Below are 16,090 nucleotides of genomic sequence, written 5' to 3' on the forward strand. Positions count from 1 at the left end.
CTCAACTCCTCTTTCCGTCGTGCGTGGGTGCAGCCGTCGGCCCGGGAGGGCCGGCCGGGAAGAACAGCTGGAGGACCCGCTCGGTGGCGCGGCCGTCCTCCAGCGAGCAGAAGGCCTCGTGGAAGCGGTTGTACCGCTCCGTGGGGACCCAGGGCACCCGGCCGAGCTCGGCGATGGCGGCCAGCACCTCCTCGCTGCTGCTGAGCAGCGGGCCCGGTGCGGCCTCGGCGAGGTCGAAGTAGAAGCCCCGCAGTTCGTTCTGGAAGTACTCCAGGTCGTACGTGAAGTTGATGATCGGCTTCCCGGTGACGGCGAAGTCGAACATCGTCGAGGAGTAGTCGGTGACCAGGACGTCGGCGGCCAGGTAGAGGAAGCGGATGTCCGGGTAGCTGGACACGTCGCGGATGGGCGCCCCCGACGCGAGGTCCAGCCGGTCGGAGACCATCTGGTGCACCCGCAGCAGCAGGACGTGGTCCTCGCCCAGCGCGGCGGCGAACTCGCCGAGGTCGAGCGGGAACGAGTGCTGAGGTCCACCGTCGGCGGCGTTGAACACCTGGTCGTCGCGCCACGTCGGGGTGTAGAGGACCGCCGTGGCGCCCTCGGGGATGCCGAGCTCGGCCCGCACCTGTGCCCGCAGTCGGTCCGCGTCGGGGGAGGAGAGCACGTCGTTGCGCGGGTAGCCGGTCTCGTGCACCGGCCCGGTGAACCCGAAGGCCTTCTGGAAGCGCGGAGTGCTCACCGCGTTGGGCGACAGCAGCGCGTCCCAGCGGGCGATCTCGGTGTCCAGGTAGGCCAGCCGGCCCTCCGGTGCCCACAGCACGTCGTTGTGGATCCGCTTCAGCGGCGTGCCGTGCCAGGTCTGCAGGTATGTCGTGCCGGGGGACTTGTCCCAGTCGAAGCCGATGTGGTCGTTGGAGACCACGACGTCGGCGGCCTCCAGCGCGGCGACCGCCGCAGGGGTGCCGAACTCGACCGTCGACGTGCCGGCGGGGAAGTCTCCGACCCGGTCGGCAGCCGCGAGCCAGGTGACGTCGACGTCGTCGCCGCGCTCGACCAGGGCCTCGAAGAGGGCGCGCGGGCTGTCGGAGTACATCCCGCGGAAGCTGTTGAAGACGACCTTCACCGCTGACCACCCGTCTGCAGTAGGGAGGGCCGGGACGCCGGGCGGCGCTCCAGCACCGGGAGGACCAGCTCGGTCAGCTCGGCCCAGGTGGAGACCACCGCGAGGACGCCGGCGTCCCACAGCTGCGCCTCACGCTCGGCGCGCTCGGCCGGGGCCACGAAACGCAGGTTGCCCACGGTCGGGCAGCCGGCCCGGACGGCGGACAGTGCACCGGGCACGGAGTCCTCCACGGCCAGGCCCTGGGCCGGGGAGATCCCGATCCGGGCGCACGCGTGCAGGTAGACCGCGGGGTCGGGCTTGCTGGTCGGGATGGGGAGGGAGTCCTCGGCGCTGTAGCGGCCGGCCGGGGGGACCAGCTCGTCCAGGCTGGTGGCGGTGAAGCACCCGGCCAGGCGGGTGAGGGCGCTGGAGCTGACCGCGGCGAGGGTGAGGTGCCGGCCCAGCGCGCTCAGCGCGGCGGTGACCTCGGCATCCGGGCGCAGCACCTGGGAGAGGTGCGCGGTGACGGCCTGCTTCTCCTCGGCGACCCAGCTGTCCAGGTCGGTCACGGGCACGCCGGCCGCAGCGGCCAGCTCAGCGGCCGTCGTCCGGAAGTTCTTCCCGGTGGTGGCCAGGCGCAGCTCCTCGGCGGTGAACCGCCGGTCGACGCCGTGCGCGGCCAGGAACCGGTTGGTGACGTCGGCGGAGGCGACGAAGGCCGGCTCCTCGGAGGGGAAGAGGTTCCCGTCCGCGTCGCAGAGCAGCGCCTCGAGTGGCTCGATGAGCGCGTCGATGAGCCGGGGCATGGGGGGCGCCTCCTCCGTGGGGTCGGTCGGACGGGTGGTCATGCCGGCAGCAGGGCGCCGGACAGTGGGGAGTGGGCCGGTGCGGGGACCGCGGCCGCGTCGCCCTCGGCGAGCGCGTGGGCCACCGCGCCCCGGACGCCGAGCTCCTCCAGCTGCCGCAGCGCGGTGGCGAGCGCGGTGACGAACGACTCGTCCCGGCCGAGGTCTCCGAAGACTGCGTCGACGGCGAGCAGCGGCCGCGGGTCGGTGCCGCCGGCGCGGGCCAGGACACCGAGTTCCTCGGCGCGGTCGTCGGCCAGCGCGAGCGGGCGGCCGGCGAGGTCGGTGCCCTGCAGGTACCGACACCACCCGGCGACGGCGAGGGTGAGCAGCCGGGAGGGGCGGCCCTGCTCCCGCGCGGTGAGCAGGGAGGGCAGCACGTAGAGCGGGATCTTCGACGAGCCGCGACGGCACAGCCGGTCCAGCCGGTCACCGATGGCCGGGTCGGCGAAACGGCGCAGCAGGCTCTGCTGGTACTCGCCCAGGTCGATGCCGTCGGGCGCGGGCAGCAGCGGCGCGACCTCCCGGGCCATCAGCCGGGTCACGTAGCGGCCCAGCACCGGGTCGGCCAGGAACTCGTCGACCCGCGCGACGCCGGCCAGCTCGCCCAGGTGCCCCATCGCGGAGTGGCTGCCGTTGAGCAGCCGGGTCTTCATCAGCTCGTGGTGGCCGACGTCGGCGACGAACTGCACGCCCACCTGCTCCAGCGGCGGGCGGCCGTTGCAGAAGGAGTCCTCGAGGACCCATTGGGAGAACGGCTCGGTGATCACCGGCCAGCGGTCGGCGACGCCGAACAAGCGGGTGACCTCGTCCCGGTCGGAGAGGCTGGTGGAGGGGGTGATCCGGTCGACCATGCTGCCGGGGAAGGTGACCTGCTCGTCGATCCAGGCGGCCAGTCCCGGGTCGCGCAGCTGGGCGAAGCCCACCACCGCGGCGCGGGCGGCCTCGCCGTTGGACTGCATGTTGTCGCAGGACAGCACGGTGAACGGGGCCAGCCCTGCCCGCCGCCGGACGTCGAGGGCCTCGACGATGTAGCCGAACAGGGTCCGCGGATGGTGCGGGTCGGCGAGGTCGGCGTGTACCGCGGCGTCGGGGACGAACCGGCCGGTGCCGGCGTCGATCCTGTAGGCGTTGCCGGTGATGGTCATTGTGACCAGCCGGGTGCGCTCGTCGGTGAGGACGGCCAGCACTGCCTCCGGGGAGTCCGGGGCGAAGAGGTAGTCGATCAGCGAGCCGATCACGCGGGCGTGCTCGCCGGCGCTGCTGCGCTCCACCACGGTGTACAGGTGGTCCTGCGGCTGAAGGGCATCGCGCATCTGCGGTGAGCGCAGCCCAACGCCGACGACGCCCCAGTCGGTACAGCCGGACTCGGCCAGGTCGTCGAGGTAGACCAGCTGGTGCGCCCGGTGGAACCCGCCCACGCTGAAGTGGACGACTGCGGGGGTGAGCGCGGCCCGGTCGTAGGTGGGCACGCGGACGTTGGCCGCGTGGTGGGGGAGCGTCAGCTCGGACAGCGAGGCCGCCGCGGAGGCGGTGGGGGCGCCGGTGGGGTCGGTGCCGTGCTGGGCGAGCTGTTCCATCGACGTCCTCCTGTCAGCCGTTCAACGCTCCGCGTGCACGGATGTGCCCATTCCCTGCACCCGGGCGGCGGTGGCCTGTCGGATGCCGCCTGCCGAACAGGTGACGCCCGCTGCCGGAGACGAGCTCCACCGGGGGCTCGGGCCGGACGACAGGGGAGTGTCGTCGGCCTCGTGCCCGCCGGGAGCGCGCTGTCGGCGCGGACGTACGCAGGCGGCGCTACTGCTCAACGCCGGACAGGTGTGATGCCCGGAACGGTCGTTGGGCAAACCCGCGGTGATCATGAACATACGGGTCGGGACCGGTCGTTGGCCAGCGTGCGCCGCACCGTGCTCCCTACGGGTGTGGCACAGCTCGCTCTCCCGGGGCATCAGGTGTCGCGCGCTAGGATCGGCGCCGTGACCGGCGGACTCCTGCTTCCCCAGCCGTGCTGATCTGACCTGGAGCAGACCAGCACGGCGACCCCTCCTGTGTGAGGGGTCTTTTTCTGTCCGCCGCCAGATCCTTCCCGTGGGAGCACCGACGATGAGCCAGACGGCCAGCCAGCACACCGAGCCCACCGCCGACGGGGTGCCGCCACACCGGTACACCCCCGCGCTGGCGCAGCAGATCGAGCTCGCCTGGCAGGACCGGTGGGAGGCCGAGGGCACGTTCCACACGCCCAACCCGGTCGGCCGGCTGAGCGAGGGCTTCGACCGGGTGGCAGACCGGCCCAAGGCCTTCCTGATGGACATGTTCCCGTACCCCTCCGGTGCCGGGCTGCACGTCGGGCACCCGCTGGGCTACCTGGGCACCGACGTCACCAGCCGCTTCCTGCGGATGGACGGGCACAACGTCCTGCACCCGATGGGGTACGACGCCTTCGGCCTGCCCGCCGAGCAGTTCGCCGTGCAGACCGGCCAGCACCCGCGGGTCACCACCGAGGCCAACATCGCCGCGATCAGTGCCCAGCTGCGCCGGCTGGGTGTCGACCACGACACCCGCCGCACCTTCGCCACGATCGACCCGGGCTACTACAAGTGGACCCAGTGGATCTTCCGGCAGATCTTCGAGGCCTGGTTCGACGAGTCCGCCGACGGCGGTCGGGGCAGGGCCCGGCCGATCCCCGAGCTGGTCGCCGAGCTGGACGCCGGCACCCGGCAGCCCGCTGCGGGCACGCTGCCCGAGGGGCGCGGCTGGGCCGAGCTGTCCGACGTGGAGCGCCGGCGGGTCGTCGACGCGCACCGGCTGGCCTACCGGCACCAGGCGCCGGTGAACTGGTGCCCCGGGCTGGGCACGGTGCTGTCCAACGAGGAGGTCACCCCGGACGGCAGGTCCGAGCGGGGCAACTTCCCGGTGTTCCGCCGTCCGCTGACCCAGTGGATGATGCGGATCACCTCCTACGCCGAGCGGCTGCTGACCGACCTGGACCGGCTGGACTGGTCGGACTCCCTGAAGCAGATGCAGCGCAACTGGATCGGCCGGTCGACCGGCGCCCGGGTGCGGTTCGCCACCGGCGCTGAGTCCATCGAGGTGTTCACCACCCGGCCGGACACCCTGTTCGGCGCCACCTACCTGGTGCTGGCTCCCGAGCACCCGCTGGTCGGCACGCTGACCGCCGGCCAGTGGCCCGAGGGCACCGACCCCCGGTGGACCGCCGGCGCGTCCACCCCGGCCGAGGCCGTCGCCGCCTACCAGCGGCAGGCCTCCCGCCGCTCGGAGCTGGACCGGCAGGCCGAGGGCCGGGAGAAGACCGGGGTCTGGCTGGGCGCCACCGCCCGCAACCCGCTGACCGGGGCCGACCTGCCGGTGTTCATCGCCGACTACGTGCTCACCGGCTACGGCACCGGCGCGATCATGGCGGTGCCCGGCGAGGACGCCCGGGACTGGGACTTCGCGCAGGAGTTCGGGCTGCCCGTCGTCCGCACCGTGCAGCCGCCGGCCGACTTCGACGGCGGTGCGTACACCGGCACCGGACCGATGATCAACAGCTCGAACGAGCACCTGTCGCTGGACGGTCTGGACAAGGCCGCCGCCATCGCCCGGGTGACCGAGTGGCTGGTGGCGAAGGGGTCCGGCGAGGCGACCACGACCTACAAGTTGCGCGACTGGCTGTTCAGCCGGCAGCGGTACTGGGGCGAGCCGTTCCCGGTGGTCTACGCCGTCGACGGTGACGACGCCGACCTGCCGGTCGCCGTCCCGGAGTCGATGCTGCCGGTGCTGCTGCCCGAGGTCGACGACTACTCGCCCAAGACGTTCGCCGACGACGACGCCGACTCCAAGCCCGAGCCGCCGCTGTCCCGGGCCACCGAGTGGACGACGGTCACCCTGGACCTGGGCGACGGCCCTCGCCGGTACCGCCGCGAGACCAACACCATGCCCAACTGGGCCGGCTCGTGCTGGTACTACCTGCGCTACCTGGACCCGGGCAACGACGAGCGGTTCGTCGACCCGGAGCTGGAGGCCTACTGGATGGGCCCGCGGGAGGCCGGTGACGTCGGCGGCGTCGACCTGTACGTCGGTGGGGTCGAGCACGCCGTGCTGCACCTGCTGTACGCCCGGTTCTGGCACAAGGTGCTGTTCGACCTGGGTCACGTCTCCAGCGAGGAGCCGTTCCGCCGGCTGGTCAACCAGGGCTACATCTCCGCCTTCGCCTACACCGACGCCCGCGGGTTCTACGTGCCCGCCGCCGAGGTGGTGGAGAAGGACGGCCAGTTCCTCTACCAGGGGGAGCCGGTCAGCCGGGAGTACGGGAAGATCGGCAAGAGCCTGAAGAACATGGTCACGCCGGACGAGATGATCGGGCAGTACGGGGCCGACACGTTCCGGGTCTACGAGATGTCGACCGGGCCGCTGGACCAGTCCCGCCCGTGGGAGACGAAGGCCGTGGTCGGCTCGCAGCGGCTGCTGCAGCGGGTCTGGCGGGTCGTGGTCGACGAGGAGTCCGGCGCGGTGCGCGCCGGCGACGTCGAGCCGGACGACGAGACCTCGCGCGCCCTCCACCGGGCGATCGAGGCCGTGCGCGACGGCATGACGACCCTGCGGTTCAACATCGCCATCGCCCGGATCACCGAGCTGACCAACCACCTGACCTCGGCCTGCCCGCCGGGGACGCCGGTGCCGCGCTCGGTCGCCGAGTCGCTGGTGCTGCTGGTCGCGCCGCTGGCCCCGCACCTGGCCGAGGAGCTGTGGGCCCGGCTGGGGCACTCCGACTCCGTGGCCTGGGCGTCCTTCCCGGTGGCCGACCCGCAGTGGCTGGTCGACGAGACGGTGCAGGTCGCCGTCCAGGTCAACGGCAAGGTGCGGGCCCAGGTGGCCGTACCGGCCGACGCGGACGCCGCGGCGCTGGAGGCGGCGGCCCGGGCGGACGAGCGGATCGCCGGCTACCTGGACGGCGCGACCGTGCGCAGGGTGGTCGCGGTGCCGGGCCGGCTGGTCAACTTCGTCCTGGGCTGACCGCCGCGCGGGGTGTCAGCGCTGATCAGGTGACCTGATCAGGGACCGTCCTACCGCATCAACGCTGGTGGGGGAGGACGGTCAGTGATCAGGTGACCTGATCACTGTCGGGCGGCGGGGGTGATGCGGATCATCGTCTGGCGTTCCCGCCCGCGGTGCGTGAACCGCGCCGCGATGCGGGAGGTGCCGTAGGTGATCCGCCACTGCCAGCCGTAGCGCCGGGCGAGGGCAGCCCGCGCACCGGGCCACTCGGACGGCTCGAGGAACTCGGCGAGACCGTCGACCGCCGGACCCTCGAGCCGGCCCCGCATGTCGCAGGGGGCGACGGTGACCCGGCTGGTGTGCCGCAGCCGCTTCACCTTGCCGGAGTCCGCCCGGGTCCAGACCACCAGAGAAAGGACCTCGTCCCCCTCCCCCCTCGCCCGCTCGGAGCGAGCCTCTGGACGAGGCCCGACCGGCGCCGCCCAGACCGGGGTGGGCACGGCCTCGCCGGTGCGCCGGAAGGTGGTCAGGCTGACGTACCGGCTGGTGGGGAGACTGGTCATGCCACCGCGGTGCGGGTCAGCGCGCGGCGCATCGCGGCCTCGACCGGGTCGATGACCTCGGCGACGGTCACGTCCCGGTCGAGCTCGACGCTCAGGGAGGTGGCCCCGGCGTCGGGGATCCCGCACGGGACCATGTTCGTGAAGGCGGCCATGTCCGGGTCGCAGTTGAGCGCGAACCCGTGCATCGTCACGCCCCGGGCGACCCGGACGCCGATCGCGGCGATCTTCCGGTCGGGGCCGCGCTCGTCGGCCCGGACCCACACGCCGCTGCGCCCCTCGACCTGTTCGGTGGCCAGGCCGAAGCTGCCGCAGACCTCCATCAGGGCGCGCTCCAGCCGGCGCACGTGGGCCACCACGTCGACCGGGTCGGGGAGCGCGATGATCGGGTACCCGACCAGCTGACCGGGCCCGTGCCAGGTGATCTTGCCGCCGCGGTCGACGTCGATGACCGGGGTGCCGTCGAACGGTCGCTCGTGCGGCTCGGTGCGCTTGCCGGCGGTGTAGACCGGCGGGTGCTCGAGCAGCAGCATCGTGTCCGGACCGGTGCCGGCGACGCGCTGCTCGTGCAGGTCGCGCTGCTGCGCCCAGGCCTGCTCGTAGGGGACCAGACCCGCCCGGACGACCACCAGCTCGCTCATGCCGCCGAGCCTATGCCGCCGACGTGCGGAGCCGCTGCTGACCGCCGATCAGGACGGCGGCGCCCCGAGCCACCGGAGCACGGCGCGCGCGGTCCGGGACCCGCTGGCCATCGCACCCTGGATGGACGGGGTGTCCCGGTGGTCTCCGCAGACGAAGAGCCCACCGCCCAGGTCGACCGGGCGACGGTGTTGCAGCGGGGGAGTGGCCGCCGGCTGTGCTCCGGTGACGGTGACGGTGGTGAGGTGGGTCAGCTCGGTGGTGGGGACACCGTGCAGGCGCGCCACCTCCTCCCGGACGTCGGGCTCCCGGGTCGGCGCCAGGGTCGAGCTGGCGACCAGCGCCCGGCCGTCGGGGCTGTAGGCCGGTTGTGCGTCCGAGACCACCGCGCTGTTCACCAGCCGCCCACCGGGCTGCCCCAGCACGATCAGCGGTGCCGACCAGGGCGACTCCGGCAGCACGTGCAGGTGCGTGGTCACCTGCCGGGGTGCCGACGCCCCGATCCCGGGGAGCAGGACCGCCGCGGTGTCGGGGTCGGTCGCCACCACTTCCGCGTCGGCGGCCGTGGTCCCGGCGTCGGTGTGCACGGCCCCGCCCTCGACCCCCGTCGCACGGACGCCGAGGTGCACGCGGTCGGCGGGCAGCCGGCCGGCGAGCTGCTCGCCGATCGCCTGCATCCCGCCGGCGGGCAGACCGACCCGGCCCCGAACGAAGCTGCGCCAGACCAGGTCCAGGTAACGGCTGGAGGTCTCCAGGCGGTCCTCCAGCAGGACGCCGGCCAGGAACGGCCGCAGGAACACCTCGAGCGCCTGCTCGCCGAGCCCTGCGGCGCGGAGGGCCTCGGCGGCGGTGCGTTCGCGCGCCTCCAGCAGCCGGGACACCGGTGCGTAGCCGGCCCGCGCGGAGAAGGCGGCGAGCGCGGCCTGCCGAACCGGCCCACCCAGCGGTGCCCGCAGCGTGTCCACGACGGTGCCCGGGTGCTGGCGGGGGTCGACGACCCGGTGGGCGCGCCCGTCCACGCGGACCACCGCGCCGGTCCAGAACCAGCCCAGGTCGAGCGCCGGCAGGTCGAGGTCGGCGGCCCGGGGGTAGCCGGTGTTGAACACCTGGAAGCCGCGGTCGACCAGGAAGCCGTCGATCCGGGCGGTCGACAGCCGGCCGCCCGGGTGCTGGGCGGCGTCGAGCAGGTGGACGTCGCGGCCGGCCGCCGCCAGCCGGGTGGCGGCGCTGAGCCCCGCCAGCCCTGCACCGACCACGACGACCTCGGCACGTGGCGGCGGTGGCATGGGTCCGAACCTAAGCGGTCCGGGGTGACCCGTCCTGCCCACCGCCGCAGCTGTGGACGGACCCGTGGCCTGTGGACGGCCCCAGCGGGGGACCGGCCATCGGCCCTACCGTCCCGGCATGCGTGCGCAGCCCTCCCCGTCGGCGGCCCCGGTCGTGCCCGGCTACGTGCTCGAGGAGCTCCTGGGCCGGGGTGGCTCCGGCCAGGTGTGGCGGGCGCGGCCACGGTCGGGCGGGCCGCCGGTGGCGGTCAAGGTGCTGGTGCGGGGCGATCCGGAACGGCAGGAGCGCGAGGCAGGGCTGCTCGGTGAGCTCGACCACCCGCACCTGGTGCGGCTGCACCACGTCGTCCGTCGCGAGGTGCGCGACGGCCCGGCCCAGGTGGCGCTGGTGCTCGACCTGCTCGCCGGCGGCAGCCTGGCGGCCCTGCTGGCCCGGCGGGGGCGGCTGCGCCCCGGAGAGGTGGTCACCACGGTGGCCCCGGTGGCGGCTGCACTGGCCCACGCCCACGAACGGGGCGTCGTGCACGGCGACCTGTCGCCGGGCAATGTCGTGTTCACGGAGGAGGGCCGCCCGGTGCTCACCGACCTGGGCACCGCCCGGTTGGTCGGCGACGTCGCGCGGGCCGAGGTGACCCCGGCGTACGTCGACCCGGTGGTGGCCCGCGGCGGTGCGCCGGGGCCGGCGTCGGACGTCTTCGGTGTCGCTGCCGCGGCCTTCCACGCGCTGACGGGGGTCGCTCCCTGGAACGCCGCCGACCCCGCGGGCACGTTCGCGGTCGCAGCTGGCGGTCACCTGCCCGATCTCGCCCTCCTGGCCCCCGATGCGCCCGACGAGCTGGTGCGCGTGGTCCTCCGCGGGCTGTCGGCCGAACCGCACCTGCGAGGGTCCGCCGCGGCGTTCGCCCTCGACCTCCGGCACTCCTGCCGGCCGGAGCCGGTCCGGCTCCCGGTGGCCGGCGTGCCCGACGGCGAGCTCGGGGCCACCGGGCGGGGCCCACGGACCGAGCTGACCCACCAGGTGCCGGGCCGGCGACCCCGCGCCGCCCATGCCGTGCCGGCTCCCGAGGGGCGATGGGCGCAGCTCCGGGTGCGGTTCGGTGACCGGGTCGCCGTCGCCCGAGGAGGCAGTGAGGTGGGCGTGCGTCCCCTGGTCCGCGGCGCGCTCCGGCGGACGGCGACGGCTGCCCTCGTGCTCACCGCCCTCGCTGCGGCACTGGCCGGTGCGACCTGGCTCGGGGCGAGCTGGGGTGGGTCGGGGGGTGACCCGGTGCCCGCTGCGGGCCGAACTGCGGCGAGCAGCGTCCCCCCGCCGGCGGCGACACCGACGGCCCCGGACGATCCGGTGGAGGCCGGGAAGGCCAGGGAGGCATCGCCGGCCGACCGGTCGGCGACGCCGGTGGCGGACGACGAGTGGGCTGCGGTGCTCAGCGACCTCTACGGACGGCGGAGCGCTGCCTTCACCGACGCGGACCCGGCGGCGCTGGCGGAGGTGCACGCGCCCGGCAGCGCGTCGCTGTCCCGCGACACCGATCAGGTGCAGCAGCTGGTCGCGGCCGGCCAGCGGCTCGACGGCTTCGCGCCCCGGCTGGTCCGCCTCGTCGAGGTGACGGCCTCCGGGCCGACCCGGTTCGACGTGGAGCTGGTCGACGAGCTGCCGGCCTACCGGGTGGTGCGCGCCGGCGTGCCCGACGGCGCGGTGGTCGCCGAGGTGCCTGCCCGGGGTGCGGCGCCCGTGCAGATGGTCGTGGAGCGCACGGCGTCGGGTTGGCGGATCGCCGATGCCCGGCTGGGCGGGTGAGGGGTCAGCGGGCGGCGACGGCGGCCCGCAGCGCCGCCCGGAGGTCCTCGTGCGTGAACCGGAACCCGGCCGACCGCAGGACGTCGGGGACGGCGCGCTGCCCGGCCAGCACGCCGACGTCGGCGAACTCGCCGAGGGCCAGTCCCAGGGCGAACCCGGGCACGGTGAACAGGGCGGGCCGGTGCACGACCTCGGCGAGCGCGGCGGTGAACTCCGCGTTGGTGGCCGGACTGGGGGCTGTGAGGTTGACCGGGCCGGACACCGGCGCGGTGAGCAGGAACCTGATCGCGTCGACCTCGTCCTGCAGGCTGATCCAGGGCATGTACTGCTGGCCCGAGGCGAGCTTGCCGCCCAGGCCGAGGCGGAACAGGGGGAGCAGCCGACCCAGCAACCCGCCGTGGCCGAGCACCAGCCCGGTGCGCAGGGTCGCCACCCGAACCCCGGCGGCGGCGGCGGGTGCGGTCGCCGCCTCCCAGGCGACGCAGACCCGGGCCAGGAAGTCGTCGCCGGCCGGCACGGTCTCGTCGACCACCCGTTCGCCGGTGTCGCCGTACCAGCCGACGGCGGACGCCGAGAGCAGCACCCGGTCACGACCGGGCTCGGCTCCGGCCGCCTCGATGAGGGCCTGGCTCACCGTGGTCGTGCTGTCGACCCGGCTGGCCAGCACCTGCTGCTTGTGCTTCTCCGTCCAGCGCCGGTCCCCGACCCCGACGCCGGCGAGGTTGACCACGGCGTCCACGTCGTGGAGGAGGCCGTCGGGGAAGCGGTGGTGTGCCGGCTCCCAGCGGTGCTCGTCCGCGGTGCGCGGGGTGCGGCGCACCAGGCGCAGCACCTCGTGCCCGTCGGCCACCAGCGACCGGACGAGCGCAGATCCGATCAACCCGGAGGACCCCGTGACGGCCACCTTCATCGAGTGCTCCTTCGGGTCGGTACGGGGACGTGCACCAGCGGAGACGACGAAGGGCCCCGGCCGAAGCCGGGGCCCTTCATCGGTGGATCAGGAGATGCCCAGGTCGCCCTGGAACTGCCCGCCCTCGAGCCGCTCCCGCACCGTGGTGAGGAACCGGGCGGCGTCCGCGCCGTCGACGATCCGGTGGTCGTAGCTCAGCGCCAGGTAGACCATCGACCGGACGGCGATCACCTCGCCGAGCTCCGGGTCCTGCACCACCACGGGGCGCTTGACCACCGAGCCGACGCCCAGGATGGCGACCTGGGGCTGGTTGATGATCGGGGTGTCGAACAGCGCGCCCCGGCTGCCGGTGTTGGTCAGCGTGAACGTCCCGCCGCCCAGCTCGTCCGGCGTGACCTTGTTGGTGCGGGTCCGCTCGGCCAGGTCGGCGATCTTCCGGGCGATGCCGGGCACGTTCAGGTCGCCGGCACCGCGGATCACCGGCACCAGCAGGCCGCGCTCGGTGTCCACGGCGATGCCCAGGTTCTCGGCGTCGTGGTAGGTGACCGTCCCGGCCTCGAGGTCGACCGAGGAGTTGACCACCGGGTGGGCCTTGAGGGCCTCGACCGCGGCCTTGGCGAAGAACGGCAGGAACGACAGCTTGACGCCCTCCCGGGCGGCGAAGTCGTTCTTCACCTGGTTGCGCAGGTTCGCGATCCGGGTGACGTCCGCCTCGACCACGGTGGTGAGCTGCGCACTGATCTGCAGCGACTCGAGCATCCGCTTGGCGATGACGGTGCGCAGCCGGGAGAGCTTCTCCGTGTTGCCGCGCAGCGAGGAGTCCGGGGTCGCGGCCGGCGAGGGGGTGCGGGCGCCGCCGGAGGAGGCGGCAGCGGGCGCGGCGGCCGGCTTCTTGGACTCCTCGGCGGCGGCGAGGACGTCCTGCTTGCGGATCCGGCCGCCGACGCCGGTGCCGGTGACCGAGGACAGGTCGACGCCCTGCTCGGCAGCCAGCCGGCGCACCAGCGGGGTGACGTAGGCGCCGCCGCCGTCGGGTGCCGGGGCGGGCGCGGGCTTCGAGGCCGGTGCGACCGCCTCGGCGGGAGACGGCTGGTCGGTGGGCGACTGGGTCGGCATGCTGCCGCCCGACCCGTAGTCGGCACCCGGCTGGCCGCTGTCGGTGTTGGCCTCCGCCGGGGTCGGCTGGTCAGCCTTCGGGGCCGCCTTCTGCTTCGGCTCCTCCTTCGGAGCCGGCTTCTCCTCGGCGGCGGGCTCCGCCTTCGGCTCGGCCTTCGGCGCGGACTCGGCCGTCGCCGAACCGCCACCGGAGCCACCGATGACCGCCAGCTCGGCGCCGACCTCCACGGTCTCGTCCTCGGACACGACGATCTTGGTGAGCACACCGGCGACAGGGGAGGGGATCTCGGTGTCGACCTTGTCGGTGGAGACCTCCAGGAGGGGCTCGTCGACCTCGACCTGGTCACCCTCCTGCTTCAGCCAGCGGGTGACCGTGCCCTCGGTGACGCTCTCGCCCAGCGCCGGCATGGTCACCGAGGTGCCCTCGCCGCCACCGGAACCGCCGGAGTCGCCGCCCTGCTCGGCCGCTGCGGGGGCCGGCTCCTCGGCCGGCTCCTCCTGAGCCGGCTCCTCCTGGGCGGGCTCCTCCTGGGCGGGCTCCTCGTCGGCCGAGGACTCCTGGGCCGGGGCGTCCTCCGCCGGGGCGCCGGCATCGCCGCCGTCCTCGCCACCGATGACGGCCAGCTCGGCGCCGACCTCCACGGTCTCGTCCTCGGACACGACGATCTTGGTGAGCACGCCCGCCGCGGGGGAGGGGATCTCGGTGTCCACCTTGTCGGTGGACACCTCCAGGAGGGGCTCGTCGACCTCGACCTGGTCACCCTCCTGCTTCAGCCAGCGGGTGACCGTGCCCTCGGTGACGCTCTCGCCCAGGGCGGGCATGGTGACGGACGTCGGCATCGAAGGCAGGTCTCCTCAGGTCGTGGGGTGGTGCTGAGCGGGTGGTGCGGATGGAGCGGTCGTGCTGAGCAGGTGGTGTCAGTTGTGCGCGTGCAGCGGCTTGCCGGCCAGGACCAGCGCCGCCTCGCCGAGGGCCTCGCTCAGCGTCGGGTGCGGGTGGATCAGCTGGGCGACCTCCTCCGGCAGGGCCTCCCAGTTGTAGACCAGCTGGGCCTCGGCGATCATGTCGCCGACCCGGCTGCCGACCATGTGCACGCCGACGACCGGCCCGTTGCCGGCGACGCGGATCAGCTTGACCGCGCCCGCCGTCTTCAGGATCGCGGCCCGGCCGTTGCCGGCCAGGTCGTAGGTGGCGACCTCGACCTCGCCGTGCTTCTCCTTGGCCTGGGCCTCGGTCAGGCCGACGGAGGCGACCTCGGGCTCGGAGTAGGTGACCCGCGGGACACCCGCGTAGTCGATCGGCACGACCGGCAGGCCGGCGAGGCGCTCGGCCACCAGGATCCCCTCGCCGAAGCCCACGTGCGCCAGCTGCAGGGTCGGGATCAGGTCACCGACGGCGGAGATGGTCGGCACGTTGGTCTGGCAGTACTCGTCGACCAGGACGTAGCCACGGTCCATGGCGACGCCGGCCTCCTCGTAACCCAGGCCCTCGCTGACCGGGCCACGGCCCACCGCGACGAGCACGAGCTCGGCCTCGTAGTCCTTGCCGTTCTCCAGGGAGACCTTCACGCCGTCGGCGGTGGTCTGCACCTTGGCCACCCGGCTGCCCAGGGAGAAGTCGATCTTGCGGCGGCGGAAGGCGCGCTCCAGCAGCTTGGAGGACGACTCGTCCTCCAGCGGCACGAGGTGGGGCAGGCCCTCGACGATGGTCACGTCGACGCCGAAGGACTTCCAGGCGCTGGCGAACTCGCAGCCGATGACGCCGCCGCCGAGGATGATCGCCGACGTCGGCACCCGGTCGAGCTTCAGCGCGTGGTCGCTGGTGATGACCTTGGTGCCGTCGATCTCGATGCCGGGCAGGGAGCGGGCGTAGGACCCGGTGGCCAGCAGCACGTGCTTGCCCTCGAAGGTCTCGTCGCCGACCTGGACGGCGGTGGGGGAGACCAGTCGGCCCTCGCCGCTCACGTACTTGATGCCGCGGCTCTTGATCAGGCCCTGCAGGCCCTTGTGGTTCTTGGAGATGACGCCGTCCTTGTAGGCGTTCACCCCGTCCATGTCGATGCCCGAAAGGGTCGACTTGACGCCGAACTGCTCACCCTCGCGGGCGTTGTCGGCGACCTCGGCGGTGTGCAGCAGGGCCTTGGTGGGGATGCAGCCGCGGTGCAGGCAGGTGCCGCCCACCTTGTCCCGCTCGATCAGGACGACGGACATGCCGAGTTCGGCGGCCCGCAGTGCGGCGGCGTAGCCACCCGAGCCACCACCGAGGATGACCAGGTCAGCGGGGGTGGTCGGTGCGCTCACGGCTGCTCCTCAGTGCTGGGTGGCCCGGAGCTGCTCCGGGCACGGCGATCCTGCGCGTGCCCATCCTGCCACTCCCGGGAACGGCGCGTTCGGATGCTCCGTTGCTCTTTGCAAGAGCGTCGCGGTGCAGTCCGCGGCAGGCGAGGACGGGGCCAGTGCGATGGGGCTGATCGACCGGCTGCGGAGCCGCAGGGCGAGGGGCGCCGCAGGGGACGGTCGGGGCCGGCGCGGCACGCTCGACCGCCCGTCGGGGTCGGCGGACCTCAGCCACCTGGAGCAGTTCGTCGCCACCCGGCGCGGCGTGGAGGGGTACGTCGAGCCCCGTACCGCGGTGACCGAGACGACGATCCTGCTGGTCGCCGCCGACGGGGAGTGGACGCGGCGACGGATCGACGGCCCGGACACCGCCCGCAAGCTGCCCACCTTCGGCCAGGGCCCGTTCCCGGTCGTCGCCGTGGCCGGGCTGGGCGCCCCGCAGGCCGACGGCTCGTACTCGGCGGAGGCGGTCCGCCGGGCCGCCGGTGCCGCCAGCCGCGCG

The 16,090-nt window shown here is 73.8% G+C and carries 12 protein-coding genes; 3 read left to right on the forward strand and 9 right to left on the reverse strand.

Translation table 11 applies throughout. From position 1 onward, the window contains the following. Nucleotide 1: 1 nt before the first annotated feature. From G5C62_RS05095 to G5C62_RS05105, 3 genes are read right to left on the reverse strand one after another with little or no spacing between them, the layout of a single operon-like run. Nucleotides 2–1,123: a CDP-glycerol--glycerophosphate glycerophosphotransferase gene (locus tag G5C62_RS05095; protein ID WP_036334821.1), complete on the reverse strand. Its 1,122-nt coding sequence runs from the start codon at nt 1,121–1,123 to the stop codon at nt 2–4. After that, nucleotides 1,120–1,950 (reverse strand): HAD family phosphatase, encoded by an 831-nt coding sequence (locus tag G5C62_RS05100; RefSeq protein ID WP_081975261.1) that lies wholly within the window; start codon nt 1,948–1,950, stop codon nt 1,120–1,122. The genes G5C62_RS05095 and G5C62_RS05100 overlap by 4 nt, the downstream gene beginning before the upstream one ends. Then, nucleotides 1,947–3,527, reverse strand: coding sequence for a mannitol dehydrogenase family protein (locus G5C62_RS05105; protein ID WP_164700144.1), 1,581 nt, complete (start codon nt 3,525–3,527; stop codon nt 1,947–1,949). The genes G5C62_RS05100 and G5C62_RS05105 overlap by 4 nt, the downstream gene beginning before the upstream one ends. Nucleotides 3,528–4,050: 523 nt before the next feature. Between G5C62_RS05105 and leuS the strand changes: the two genes are divergently transcribed. Continuing rightward, entirely contained in the window at nt 4,051–6,960 is a 2,910-nt protein-coding gene (gene leuS / locus G5C62_RS05110) for a leucine--tRNA ligase (protein WP_164700145.1), read from the forward strand. Between the two features lie 101 nt (nt 6,961–7,061). Here the strand turns inward: leuS and G5C62_RS05115 are convergent, their stop codons facing one another. The 3 genes from G5C62_RS05115 to G5C62_RS05125 are packed head-to-tail and all read right to left on the reverse strand — an operon-like array spanning nt 7,062 to nt 9,427. Further along, nucleotides 7,062–7,505 (reverse strand): PPOX class F420-dependent oxidoreductase, encoded by a 444-nt coding sequence (locus G5C62_RS05115; RefSeq protein WP_164700146.1) that lies wholly within the window; start codon nt 7,503–7,505, stop codon nt 7,062–7,064. Then, a complete protein-coding gene (gene lipB, locus G5C62_RS05120) occupies nt 7,502–8,143 on the reverse strand; it encodes a lipoyl(octanoyl) transferase LipB (RefSeq protein ID WP_036334830.1) in 642 nt (213 codons plus the stop codon). The genes G5C62_RS05115 and lipB overlap by 4 nt, the downstream gene beginning before the upstream one ends. 48 nt (nt 8,144–8,191) lie before the next feature. Further along, nucleotides 8,192–9,427, reverse strand: coding sequence for an FAD-dependent oxidoreductase (locus G5C62_RS05125; RefSeq protein ID WP_164700147.1), 1,236 nt, complete (start codon nt 9,425–9,427; stop codon nt 8,192–8,194). 118 nt (nt 9,428–9,545) lie between these two features. Here G5C62_RS05125 and G5C62_RS05130 point away from each other — a divergent pair, with 118 nt between their 5' ends. Continuing rightward, nucleotides 9,546–11,225 (forward strand): serine/threonine-protein kinase, encoded by a 1,680-nt coding sequence (locus G5C62_RS05130; RefSeq protein ID WP_164700148.1) that lies wholly within the window; start codon nt 9,546–9,548, stop codon nt 11,223–11,225. A 4-nt stretch (nt 11,226–11,229) separates the two neighbouring features. Here the strand turns inward: G5C62_RS05130 and G5C62_RS05135 are convergent, their stop codons facing one another. From G5C62_RS05135 to lpdA, 3 genes are all read right to left on the reverse strand, one after another. Next, nucleotides 11,230–12,135, reverse strand: a complete 906-nt coding sequence (locus tag G5C62_RS05135; RefSeq protein ID WP_164700149.1) for a TIGR01777 family oxidoreductase — start codon at nt 12,133–12,135, stop codon at nt 11,230–11,232. 87 nt (nt 12,136–12,222) lie between these two features. After that, the gene (gene sucB / locus G5C62_RS05140; protein WP_164700150.1) at nt 12,223–14,091 is read right to left on the reverse strand and encodes a 2-oxoglutarate dehydrogenase, E2 component, dihydrolipoamide succinyltransferase; all 1,869 of its coding nucleotides are present in this window, start codon (nt 14,089–14,091) and stop codon (nt 12,223–12,225) included. 78 nt (nt 14,092–14,169) lie between these two features. Further along, the gene (gene lpdA / locus G5C62_RS05145) at nt 14,170–15,552 is read right to left on the reverse strand and encodes a dihydrolipoyl dehydrogenase (RefSeq protein WP_036334837.1); all 1,383 of its coding nucleotides are present in this window, start codon (nt 15,550–15,552) and stop codon (nt 14,170–14,172) included. Nucleotides 15,553–15,676: 124 nt separating this feature from the next. On the opposite strand from lpdA, the gene G5C62_RS27925 reads away from it, so the two are divergent. Further along, nucleotides 15,677–16,090: hypothetical protein (locus G5C62_RS27925; RefSeq protein WP_241175705.1), on the forward strand; the 414-nt coding region annotated here is incomplete at its 3' end.

The organism is Modestobacter sp. KNN46-3, from assembly GCF_011039295.1.

Bases quoted from the DNA above. Each gene is read 5' to 3' on its own strand.
- leuS (WP_164700145.1), top strand. From the start codon at position 4,051: ATGAGCCAGACGGCCAGCCAGCACACCGAGCCCACCGCCGACGGGGTG.
- G5C62_RS05115 (WP_164700146.1), bottom strand. From the start codon at position 7,505: ATGACCAGTCTCCCCACCAGCCGGTACGTCAGCCTGACCACCTTCCGG.
- G5C62_RS05100 (WP_081975261.1), bottom strand. From the start codon at position 1,950: ATGACCACCCGTCCGACCGACCCCACGGAGGAGGCGCCCCCCATGCCC.
- G5C62_RS05135 (WP_164700149.1), bottom strand. From the start codon at position 12,135: ATGAAGGTGGCCGTCACGGGGTCCTCCGGGTTGATCGGATCTGCGCTC.
- G5C62_RS05130 (WP_164700148.1), top strand. From the start codon at position 9,546: ATGCGTGCGCAGCCCTCCCCGTCGGCGGCCCCGGTCGTGCCCGGCTAC.
- G5C62_RS05125 (WP_164700147.1), bottom strand. From the start codon at position 9,427: ATGCCACCGCCGCCACGTGCCGAGGTCGTCGTGGTCGGTGCAGGGCTG.
- lipB (WP_036334830.1), bottom strand. From the start codon at position 8,143: ATGAGCGAGCTGGTGGTCGTCCGGGCGGGTCTGGTCCCCTACGAGCAG.
- sucB (WP_164700150.1), bottom strand. From the start codon at position 14,091: ATGCCGACGTCCGTCACCATGCCCGCCCTGGGCGAGAGCGTCACCGAG.
- G5C62_RS05105 (WP_164700144.1), bottom strand. From the start codon at position 3,527: ATGGAACAGCTCGCCCAGCACGGCACCGACCCCACCGGCGCCCCCACC.